The organism is Clostridium sp. DFI.1.208 (genome assembly GCF_024463855.1).
Classification (GTDB): domain Bacteria; phylum Bacillota_I; class Bacilli_A; order Erysipelotrichales; family Erysipelotrichaceae; genus Clostridium_AQ.
In genome coordinates this window covers 72,506-82,202 of the sequence record NZ_JANGCA010000020.1, presented here as the reverse complement: position 1 = coordinate 82,202, position 9,697 = coordinate 72,506, and the positions used below count along the sequence as shown (strand labels likewise).

Genomic DNA, 9,697 nt, shown 5'->3' with positions numbered 1-9,697 from the left:
ACTTACTTCTACCTATTTGAAACCCTTTCTAACGCTATATTTATGCTCTGTATAGACTTCTGTAGAAGAAAGTTCCACATTTTTTATTCGCCTTTTGAAAGTGGAATTTAACTTTTCACTTCAGCGTATTTAACCTAATGATATGAATTGTGTGGACATATCCAAAAAGAAAGGTGAACTGTAAAATGTAACAGGGTGAATGAAAATGGCAAAAAGACCCGTACCATTGTACGACTTTAAGGCTTTCGGGGCAGCTATAAAAGCCGCGAGAAATGAATACGGCGAGAGCCGCAAAAAGGTAAGCGACGAGTTATATATTTCCCCGCGCTACCTTGCGAATATCGAGAACAAGGGACAACAGCCGAGTTTACAGGTATTCTATGACCTTGTAACCCGGTATCATATTTCGGTAGATCAATTTTTCTTCCCGAACAGCAATGCGGAGAAATCCACCGGGCGGCGGCAGCTTGACGCGCTGCTGGACGGTATGAGCGATAAAGGCATACGGATTGTAACCGCAACGGCAAGGGAGATAACAGAAGTCGAACAAGCAGAGGACTAACCTCACAATATGGGAAGCAGGAGATTGCAGCGCATAGGGGCTGCAATCTTTTTTTGCGCCAAATTAGAAAGAGAGTGCAACAAACGCTGCCTTTGAAACGGGATAAGGAGTAGATAGCAAGCACAGCAAACGAGTACCCGTTTGCGAAAAGTGCTTGTTGGGATAATCCCAAACCCTTATACCGAAAGGCGGTGCGGAAATGGAAAACCGAAAGAGAAATATACAGATGAAGTTTTACGTTACGGAAGAAGAAAAGCGGCTGATCGACGAGAAGATGAAGCAGCTTCCCATAAAGCAGTATGGGGCATACTTCCGTAAAATGGCGATAGACGGGTATATTCTTGTCGTTGACCGAAGCGACACAAAAGCATATATCCGGGAACTGCAAGCGGTGAGCCGGAACATCAACCAGATTGCAAAACGCGCCAATGCGACGGGGACGGTTTACAGGCAGGATATAGAGGACATTAAAAAGGCGGTGGACGAGATATGGCGGTTACAAAGACGCACCCTATTAAATCAACCTTAAAGGCTGCGATAGACTATATCTTAAATCCCGAAAAGACAGACGGGAAGCTGCTTGCGTCCTCTTTCGGCTGCGGGCTGGAAACCGCCGATATTGAGTTTGCATGGACGCGGGAAGCTGCCGGAGATCGCGGCACACATTTAGGGCGGCACTTGATACAATCCTTTGCGGTGGGAGAAACCACACCGGAAGAAGCGCACAAAATCGGCATGGAACTTGCCGGGGCGGTATTAGGCGGCAAGTATGAGTTTGTTTTGACAACTCACGTCGATAAAGACCATCTGCATAATCACTTGATTTTCAACGCGGTTAGCTTCGTTGACTACAAAAAGTACCATTCCAACAAGCAAAGCTATCACTTTATCCGGCGCACCAGCGACAGGATATGTAAAGAGCATGGGCTATCCGTCGTCGTACCGGGACAGGACAAGGGAAAAAGCTATGCAGAATACACCGCCGAAAAGCAAGGGACAAGCTACAAAGCAAAGCTGAAAACGGCGATAGATACTCTCATTCCCCAAGTGAAAGATTTTGACGAACTGCTGCGCCGCTTGCAGGAAATGGGGTATGAAATCAAACAGGGCAAATACATTTCCTTTCGCGCTGCCGGACAGGAACGGTTTACCCGCACAAAGACGCTCGGCGCGGCCTATACGGAAGAAGCGATAAAGGAGCGTATCAAGGGCGTGTATGTTGCCAAAACAAAAACGCTGCGGGAAGATAAGAAAATCCGGCTTGTCGTCGATCTTGAAAACAGTATCAAAGCCCAACAGTCGGCGGGCTATGAACGGTGGGCAAAAATCCATAATCTGAAACAGGCTGCTAAAAGCATGAACTTCCTAACCGAAAACAAGATTGAGTATTATAGCGAACTTGAAAGCAAGATAGCCGATATTATGACCGCCCATGACGCGGCGGCAAGGGCGGTTAAGGACGTAGAGCAGCGTATGTCTGATTTGTCGCTGCTTATCAAGCACACGACCACATACCGACAATTAAAACCGATTTACGAGGAATACAAGAAGTCGCGGGACAAGGAAAAGTATCTGCGGGGGCATGAAAGCGAAATTATCCTGTTTGAAGCTGCGGCAAGGGCATTAAAGGAAATGCAGATAAAGAAGCTGCCCGATCTCGCCGCGCTGCGCAAGGAGTATAGCAGCTTAAACGACAGAAAAAGCAAATTGTATGAGGATTACCGCCAAGCGAAAAAGCAAATGCAAGAATACGGCATTGTCAAAAAGAACGTCGATAGTATTCTTTACCCGTCCCAAAGCAGGGCGCGGGAGCAGGAGCGATAAGGCGCAAAACATGGGGTGGCAAGTGGAACGTTAAGGGCTGAAAACGCCTGTGTTTCTGCGGCTTCCAGCGCGGGGAAACAGCATAGACGATAAAGTATATTCAAACCCGCAAAAACGGCTTTCTAATTGTCCACGCAAGGACAAAAAAAGAACAGGGGCGCGGTGCCGGAAATCGGCAACCGCGCCCCTGTTTTCTATGGGCTATTCCTCGTCGGTCAAGATAAACTCCCTTTCGGAAAACTCGCTGTCCGTCATGGCTTGCAGCTTGTTCACCGCTGCGGCGGCAAGCTGGCGCATATCCTCGTCCATGTAGGGCATGGCGGCAAGGATATTTTCAAGCGTTGTTTCCCGGCTGTCCTCGGCGTAGATCGCAACAATGTTTTCTTCCTCAATGGTAAAGCGGGTATTCATGCTATCAAACCTCCAAATCCTTTTTATGCTCTTTCTGTTTATCTTTCGGCTGCTGCGCCGCCTGTTTCTTGTATTCGTCCAGCTTCTTCAAAATGGACGGTTTTTTCTGCGGCTGTTCCCGTTTCTCGGCTTTTACCGCTTTTGCAAGGTCGGTAACGGAAATCGCTTCCCCCGCCTTTGCCCGCTGCTCAAAATCTGCAACGGTGGGCGTTTGCGGCGTATTGTTGATAAGCCCGTCAAAATTGTTGTCGTTCTGCTCTATGGTGTCCTCGACGTGCTTTAAGGGATTATCCCGCTGCGGCTGCTCGGCGGCTATGGCATAAGCCTGTGTGCCATTCCCCATAATGAGATACTTCCCGTCCTCCGACGCATGGTGAAAACCAAATCCCGCCGCTTCGATCTGTTCACGGCTCATATCGGTAATATGAAAATTGCCCCTCGGCGTTCTGACGGTTTCACCCGTCAAAAGGCTGTCGGGGGTCGCTTCCGGCTGCTGCTTTTCAAGCTGCCCGTCCTTGTAGGAATATCCTTGCGCCGCGATTGCTTCAAGGGTCTTGCCCGTAACGTCGCCATAAATCCGCTTGTCTGCGTCAACCAGCATTTGCAAAGTGTCTTGTACGGTGTCGGACAAGGCTTGCTGCTGTTCGGGCGGCAGCTTGTCAAATACGGGGGTCTGCTGCTCCTGCAAAAACTCCGGCACTTGCTGAAAACCGATACTGTCTACATAGTGGGCGGTGTCCTCGTCGTTCTGATGAAGCACAACAATGTCGGAAACGGAAAGGCTATGCCCCTTGAAATCGGCGGGGTGGTCGATATTAAACCTTTCCCAAATGTCGCCCAGCGTCATATCCTTTGTAAGCGGTGCAGTATAGACGAGTTCATAATTTACCCGGTCAATGGTAAGTCCAGCCGCTTGCAGACGGTCATAAGGCTCAAAGCGCAAGTCCCTTGTTTCGTCCCCGCGCTTTAACTGATAAATGGAAAAGGTATCGCCCTGCTCCTGCTCGGCTTGCCGCTGCTGCTGCAACTCGGTAAAATGCCCCTCAATCTCGGTAATGAGTTCCTTTGCGGTGGTCTGTATTGTTTCAAGGGACGCTTTTAACTCGGTCATTTCCTTGCCGCTGCTCCAACCAGCCACATAGCCGAAAGAGTAATCGGAAGTATCAAGGCCGAAATGCTGGCAAACCGTATAAGCGACGCTTTCCGCTTCTACCTCGCAGGTATGGCGGTCAACGCGGTTTTGCTGCTCCGGCGGGGCGTTTAAGTCTACGTCGTGCAGCTTCGCATGGGCGATTTCGTGAATGGCGGTCTTTACCGCCTGTAATTCACTCACGCCCTCTTTGATTGCAATACGCTTGTCGGTCAAACTGAAATACCCATTTGCGCCGTTTGTGATCTGCTCAAATGCAATCGGGACGGGGGACGCTTTTTCAAGGGCGGCGAAAAAATCCTCGTACTGCTCCACATCGGCAAGCAGCGGTTTAACGGAAAGGTCGGGAAACTCCTTGCCCTCGGTCTGCGAAATATCAAAGACGGTTATAACCTTAAAGGCGGGGACGGTGATTTCCTTTTCTTCCTTTACCACTTTTCCCTCGCGGTCAAGCATGGGCTTTCTCGTTTCGGGGTCGATTTTATCAACCAGCTTTTTCACCTTGTAGGGCGCGGGGGCAAAGATTTTAATGCCTTTCTCGCCTTTCTTTACATGGCGGTCAAACTCTTTCTGCCATTGTGAATAGCCCTTTACCAAATTGCCGCCCTGCATGGCAATTAGGATAGTGTTATTCAAGCTGTAATCGTGAAACTTCGACATGGCAGTAAGAAACTCTTTGTAGCGGTCGCTGTCAAAAATCGCCTGTACGCCCTGTTCCAAACGCGCGGTGATCTCCTTTACCTTTTCGGCGGGCTTTTCGGAAGTAAGGATAATGGGGACGACGGGGCGGGGCTGCTGCGGCTCTGCGGCCTGTGCGTCTGCTTGCTGCGTTTCGGCTGCGTCCATATAGGCTTTGTCCTGTTCGCCGCGCTCCGGCTGCGGGTAACTCATAATGCGGTATTCTTCCGGCACTTCGCGCCCCTCAAACTGCCGTTCCCACTCGTCGCCGCTTTCCACGATATAGCCGTACTCGGTAAACGCGCCTTTTTCCTGCGCGGCAGCGTTCCTGCCAAAAGTAGAAAGGTCAATGCCGCCTTTCCATTCTTCGGGCATTTGTACCATGCCGGATTGATTTAAGTAATAGTCGCCCAAATCGTGGTAGTTATGTACTTCGGGGATATGGACGTAGAAATCCACGTTGTAGGTGAAGTCAATTACCTGTCCAATATTTGCAAGCCCGTTTTTCTGCTGCAAGGCTGCGTTCAGCTTGCCAACCTCGGCGGGGTCAAGCTGTTCGAGCCGCGCCGCAAGAAAATTGAGTTCGTCCACGTCGGCGGCGCATACCATTTCATAAGGCAAGGCAATATGTTTCTCCGGGTCGTCGGAATAGCCGCGAATGGAAAAATCCTGCGGGTTGTCGGCGGTAATGCCGACGTTCCGCATAGCTTCGTGCAACTGCTCCTTTGTGGCGGGCATATCCAGCCAATAGCCGCCGGGGTCGCCCGCGTCAAAGCGGCTGCGGTTGCCTATCATAATAGAAAACTGTTCGCTCATGTGTTCACGCTCCTTTTCCTGCCCGGTATTTTCGGGGATAGCTGCCGCCTGTTGCTGCTGCGGGGGTTCTTCGCCCTCTATGGTGTAGTCCGGCATGAGCATACCGTTTACTTTGAAATAGTCGGCGTACTCCTGCGGGATAGGCGGGGAGATTTCCGTAAACAGACGGTCATACGCTTTGATACGCCCATTCAGATACTTTTCCATAGCTGCCTTGTCGGTGAAAACCTTTCTATCTTGTCCGGCAATCTTCGCTTGGGTTCTGCTTGGGCTGTTGGTGCGCACGCTCCATGTAAGCGTCCATGAATACGGGATAGATTTCTGCGCTTCTTTGTCGTAGCGGGTATTCTCGTAAATGTAGTAATTCATCTGATATACCCGGTTGCTGCGAATATGGCGGTTATGCTCGGTGGTCTGCCACTCGTTAGCGGTGTGCTGGACGTGCGGCGTTCTCACATATTCAAGTGTTTTATCCAGCAAAAGCGTTCTTCCCGCCTGTTCTTCCCATGCGGCGGCGCGTTCTTTAAGGTCGTCAAAAATCGCCTGTTCTGCCGCCGCGCTTTCGCTGCGCATGGAAAGTAGCTGCGCAATCGGCAAGGAAGCATAAGGGGCAATCTCCCTGTCCTTTGCTTCAAAATACATCCGGCGTTCTATCCGCATGGTTTCGGCGGTTTCCAATTTGTCATGGTCGTATGAGGAATACGGCATATTCTTTCATCACGTCCTTTCTCGGTCATATAAGGGTTTGGGACTATCCCAACAAGCAAAATGCCCGCGCTCTCTATGGGAAGCGCGGGCATTTCTCGCAAACGGGTACTCGTTTGCTGTGCTTGCTATGTAGTTGTTTTTATCCGTAAACGCCTGTTTCTCTCGCTTTGGGCTTTCTGTCTGCGGCGTATCTTTGCCGCGCAATCGGGGCAGTATTTCGCCCGGTTGCTGCCCGCCGCAAACGTGCTGCCGCATACCGCGCAACGCTTCAAATCGGTTTCCCCGCTGCGGGTGATCTGTTCGCAAAGCTGCCTGTCGGCGGGTAATACCGCTTCGCGGAAATAGCGGCATAGCAGCGAATAGCTGATACTCTGCACACAAACGCAAGTTTCCCCGTCGTCCAGCAGCAGACAATTCCCGCAATCGTTGTTTGCACAAGCGGCGCGGGTCATTTTCTTTACGGCGCGGTATTGCTTTTCATCAAGCCTTATCATTTTCGGTTCTGCTCGACGCGGAAGTTTACATACTTGCCGCCTGTGTCGGCAAGCAGCACAACTCCGTCAAAGGTCTTTCCCGTCTTGGTCGAGTACATACCTTTGATTTTTACCTTTCCGTCTTTCAAAAGGGCGGCGGCAATCGCCTTTGTGAAAGCCTTTTTGCGCTGCTCAAAAAAGCGGTCATTCTTCCACATCACAAAGCTGCAAGCCCTGTCGGAGCAGTAAAAGTTTTTCTTGCCCTCGTAAACCGCCGCGCCGCAACGGGGGCAAGTGCCGATTGCTTCCCGCTGCGGGGTAAACAGCTTCGCTTTATCCTCGGAAATCGCGGAATAGGTCTTGACAAGCCCCGCTGTCATTTCCTCAATGCTGCGCATGAAATCGTCCGGGCTGTCGCTGCCTTTGGCAATCCCGGTAAGGCGGGTTTCCCATTCTGCCGTAAGCTGCGGGGACGTAAGGACTTCGGGCAGGATAGCGGCAAGGTTATACCCGTCCTTTGTGGGGATTAGCTTTTTGCCCTTGCGCTCGGCAAAGCCCGCGCTAATGAGTTTTTCAATGATACCCGCCCGCGTTGCGGTAGTGCCTAACCCTTTGCGCTCTGCGTCCTCCGGCGTTTCTTCCTTGCCCGCGTTCTCCATAGCGGACAGAAGCGTATCTTCGGTAAATGCCTTTGGGGGCTGCGTGTAACGCTCGGAGATCTCCGCTGCCGGATTGTCAAAGGTCTGCCCCTCGGCAAGCGGCGGCAAAACGGTTTCCGGCTCTGCGTCCTCGTCCTGTTCCTCGGACGCGGCGCGGGACAGCTTTTCAATCTCACGCCACCCCTCGCAAAGCGTCGTCTTTCCCTTTGCGGTAAAGGTATAACCGCCGCAAGAGATAACCGCCGTAACCGCTTCATATTCATAGGGCGCGGCTGCGGCGCAAAGCAGCTTCGCGCATACAAGGGTCATAAGTTTTGTTTCGCTGTCGGTAAGGGAAGAAAAGCCCGTTTTCAAAAACTCGGCTGTCGGCAAAATAGCGTGGTGGTCGGTTACTTTGCTGTTGTCGCAAACCCTTGTAAGGTCTGCTTGCAGCTTCACGTCCCGCATAAAGGGAAGCAGCGAACAAAGCCCGGTAATGAGTTCCTTTGTGCTGCGCTGCATATCGGAAGTGATATATTTGCTGTCGGTGCGGGGATAGGTCAAAAGCCGCTTTTCGTAGAGGGCTTGCGCATAATCAAGGGTCTGTTTCGCCGTAAACCCGTACAGGCGGTTGGCTTCGCGCTGCAACGCGGTAAGGTCAAACAGCTTCGGCGGTGCAACGGTCTTTTTCTCTTTTTTGAGGGAAGTACAAACGGCTTGCGATTTCTCGCAAGCCGCTTTCATCTGCTGCGCCGCCGCTTCTTCGTTCAGCCTTTCGGACAAAGCCGAAACACCGCCCGCGTCCAGACGGACAACATGATATTTTTCTTTCTTAAAGCTGCTGATCGCATAGTCGCGGTTTACCAGCATGGTAAGGGTGGGCGTCTGCACTCTGCCGACATTCAGCGTTTTGTGATAGAGGATAGAGAAAAGGCGGGTCGCGTTAATCCCGACAAGCCAATCTGCCTTTGCTCTGCAAAGCGCGGATTGATAGAGGTTGTCATAGCTGCGCCCGTCTTTGAGGTTTGAAAAGCCCTCGCGGATTGCGCTTTCTTCCATGCTGCTAATCCAAAGGCGGGAAAAGGGCTTTTGGCAATTTACCTGTTCGTAGACAAATCGAAAAATGAGTTCTCCCTCGCGCCCGCTGTCGCACGCATTGACAATCTCGGAAACGTCGCTGCGCTGCATAAGGTCTTTGAGTACGGAAAACTGCTGCTCCTTGCCGCTGGCAACGGTAAACTGCCAATCCTGCGGGACAATGGGGAGATCGTCATACTTCCATTTTCGGTACTGCTCGTTGTAGGTTGCCGCGTCTGCAAGGCTAATCAAATGCCCGATACACCACGACACAAGGTAGCCGCTGCCCTCAAAATATCCGCTGCGCTTTTCATTCGCGCCAATAACGGCGGCAATCGCCGCCCCGACGCTCGGTTTCTCTGCAATTACAAGTTTCATACTTCCTCGTCCTCCTGCTCGGTTTCTAATTCTTCCTCGTCGTCCTCGTCAAAATCGAGATCGTCAAGGTTGCTGCTGCCTTTTGCCGCGTCCTTTTTGGGCTTCATAATCTTAAAGTAATAGAACGCGCCGCCGCTTACTGCGGCAAGAAGCAGCACGACAAGCAGAATAGCACCGCCCATGCCGCCGCCTTTATCTTCCTCCGGCTCCGGCTGCTCGGTTTCTTCCGGCTCCGGCTCGGCTTCCTTGCCCGCGCACTCGCTCATATTGACGCTGCAAACGGGGCAATCGGTGTTGACGCTTCCGGCAACGCATTTTTCAGTACAGCTACAAGCGGGGGCTTCGGTCTGTTCGTCCTCCATAAGCTGCAAAAGGTCTTTTTCATCAACTTGATTGAGGAAATGGACGGTGTTTTCTCCGTCCTCGGCGCGGTCAATGATGATGTAAAAATAGTTTCCGTTTTTCGTAACGACGGTAATAAACTGCTTATCGCCGGACGCTTCGCCCGTTATGTCGTCCACAAGGCTCATGTTGCCCTCCGGCGTTAAAGGCTGCGGCTCATAGCCGCCCGTCGTTTCTTCCGGCTCGGTTTCGGTTACGGGGGTAGGCGGCTCGTCGCTCACGTCACCGCCGCCCGCAAAAGCGGTAACAGAAAAGCCGCCCATGAGTACAAGGGCGGCAAGCAAAGCGGTAACGCTGCGGAACAGTTTTTTATGCTTCATCTTCGGTTTCCTCCTGTTCGTCGGTATAGTCTGCGTCCGGCTGCGGCAAAGCAATTTCGCCGCTGGCGTAAGCGGAGAGGAACGCGGCAAGCTGCGCCCCGTCAAGGTGTACCGCTTTCACCATTTGAACGATCTGCGCATTTTCTTCCTCGATTTTCTGCGCTTCAAGGTCTTTCAGTCTTTTTTGGTATTCAAGGATTTTCGCCCTCGTTTTCTCAATATCCCGTTCGATACGGTCAAGTTTCGTGTTTGCCATAGAA

Annotated in this window: 9 protein-coding genes; 3 read left to right on the top strand and 6 right to left on the bottom strand. The window is 51.6% G+C overall.

Translation table 11 applies throughout. The annotated features are described in order from the left end of the window. Positions 1-205: 205 nt before the first annotated feature. The 3 genes from NE665_RS12040 (at position 206) to NE665_RS12030 (ending at position 2,386) form a co-directional block, all read left to right on the top strand. The gene (locus NE665_RS12040; protein WP_044942672.1) at positions 206-562 is read left to right on the top strand and encodes a helix-turn-helix transcriptional regulator; all 357 of its coding nucleotides are present in this window, start codon (positions 206-208) and stop codon (positions 560-562) included. A gap of 199 nt (positions 563-761) precedes the next feature. Next, positions 762-1,091 carry a plasmid mobilization relaxosome protein MobC gene (gene mobC, locus NE665_RS12035; RefSeq protein ID WP_002584958.1) on the top strand — a complete coding sequence of 110 codons (330 nt, stop codon included), beginning with the start codon at positions 762-764 and terminating at the stop codon, positions 1,089-1,091. Next, positions 1,052-2,386, top strand: coding sequence for a relaxase/mobilization nuclease domain-containing protein (locus NE665_RS12030; protein WP_044942473.1), 1,335 nt, complete (start codon positions 1,052-1,054; stop codon positions 2,384-2,386). The genes mobC and NE665_RS12030 overlap by 40 nt, the downstream gene beginning before the upstream one ends. Positions 2,387-2,587: 201 nt before the next feature. Here the strand turns inward: NE665_RS12030 and NE665_RS12025 are convergent, their stop codons facing one another. The 6 genes from NE665_RS12025 to NE665_RS12000 all read right to left on the bottom strand — a co-directional run bounded on the left by NE665_RS12025 (position 2,588) and on the right by NE665_RS12000 (position 9,693). After that, entirely contained in the window at positions 2,588-2,797 is a 210-nt protein-coding gene (locus tag NE665_RS12025; RefSeq protein ID WP_002584960.1) for a transposon-transfer assisting family protein, read from the bottom strand. A 4-nt stretch (positions 2,798-2,801) separates the two neighbouring features. Then, positions 2,802-6,149, bottom strand: a complete 3,348-nt coding sequence (locus tag NE665_RS12020; protein WP_044942470.1) for a YodL domain-containing protein — start codon at positions 6,147-6,149, stop codon at positions 2,802-2,804. Positions 6,150-6,274: 125 nt separating this feature from the next. Then, positions 6,275-6,643, bottom strand: a complete 369-nt coding sequence (locus tag NE665_RS12015; protein WP_002584962.1) for a cysteine-rich VLP domain-containing protein — start codon at positions 6,641-6,643, stop codon at positions 6,275-6,277. After that, a complete protein-coding gene (locus NE665_RS12010) occupies positions 6,640-8,715 on the bottom strand; it encodes a type IA DNA topoisomerase (protein ID WP_044942468.1) in 2,076 nt (691 codons plus the stop codon). The genes NE665_RS12015 and NE665_RS12010 overlap by 4 nt, the downstream gene beginning before the upstream one ends. Beyond that, positions 8,712-9,437, bottom strand: coding sequence for a DUF4366 domain-containing protein (locus tag NE665_RS12005; protein ID WP_044942466.1), 726 nt, complete (start codon positions 9,435-9,437; stop codon positions 8,712-8,714). The genes NE665_RS12010 and NE665_RS12005 overlap by 4 nt, the downstream gene beginning before the upstream one ends. Continuing rightward, positions 9,427-9,693 carry a DUF4315 family protein gene (locus NE665_RS12000; protein WP_003508256.1) on the bottom strand — a complete coding sequence of 89 codons (267 nt, stop codon included), beginning with the start codon at positions 9,691-9,693 and terminating at the stop codon, positions 9,427-9,429. Before NE665_RS12000 ends, NE665_RS12005 begins: the two co-directional genes overlap by 11 nt. Positions 9,694-9,697: the final 4 nt, after the last annotated feature.

What these genes read in the sequence shown, in the direction of transcription:
- NE665_RS12040 (WP_044942672.1), top strand. Translation starts at nt 206, where the DNA reads ATGGCAAAAAGACCCGTACCATTGTACGACTTTAAGGCTTTCGGGGCA.
- NE665_RS12010 (WP_044942468.1), bottom strand. Translation starts at nt 8,715, where the DNA reads ATGAAACTTGTAATTGCAGAGAAACCGAGCGTCGGGGCGGCGATTGCC.
- mobC (WP_002584958.1), top strand. Translation starts at nt 762, where the DNA reads ATGGAAAACCGAAAGAGAAATATACAGATGAAGTTTTACGTTACGGAA.
- NE665_RS12000 (WP_003508256.1), bottom strand. Translation starts at nt 9,693, where the DNA reads ATGGCAAACACGAAACTTGACCGTATCGAACGGGATATTGAGAAAACG.
- NE665_RS12030 (WP_044942473.1), top strand. Translation starts at nt 1,052, where the DNA reads ATGGCGGTTACAAAGACGCACCCTATTAAATCAACCTTAAAGGCTGCG.
- NE665_RS12020 (WP_044942470.1), bottom strand. Translation starts at nt 6,149, where the DNA reads ATGCCGTATTCCTCATACGACCATGACAAATTGGAAACCGCCGAAACC.
- NE665_RS12025 (WP_002584960.1), bottom strand. Translation starts at nt 2,797, where the DNA reads ATGAATACCCGCTTTACCATTGAGGAAGAAAACATTGTTGCGATCTAC.
- NE665_RS12005 (WP_044942466.1), bottom strand. Translation starts at nt 9,437, where the DNA reads ATGAAGCATAAAAAACTGTTCCGCAGCGTTACCGCTTTGCTTGCCGCC.
- NE665_RS12015 (WP_002584962.1), bottom strand. Translation starts at nt 6,643, where the DNA reads ATGATAAGGCTTGATGAAAAGCAATACCGCGCCGTAAAGAAAATGACC.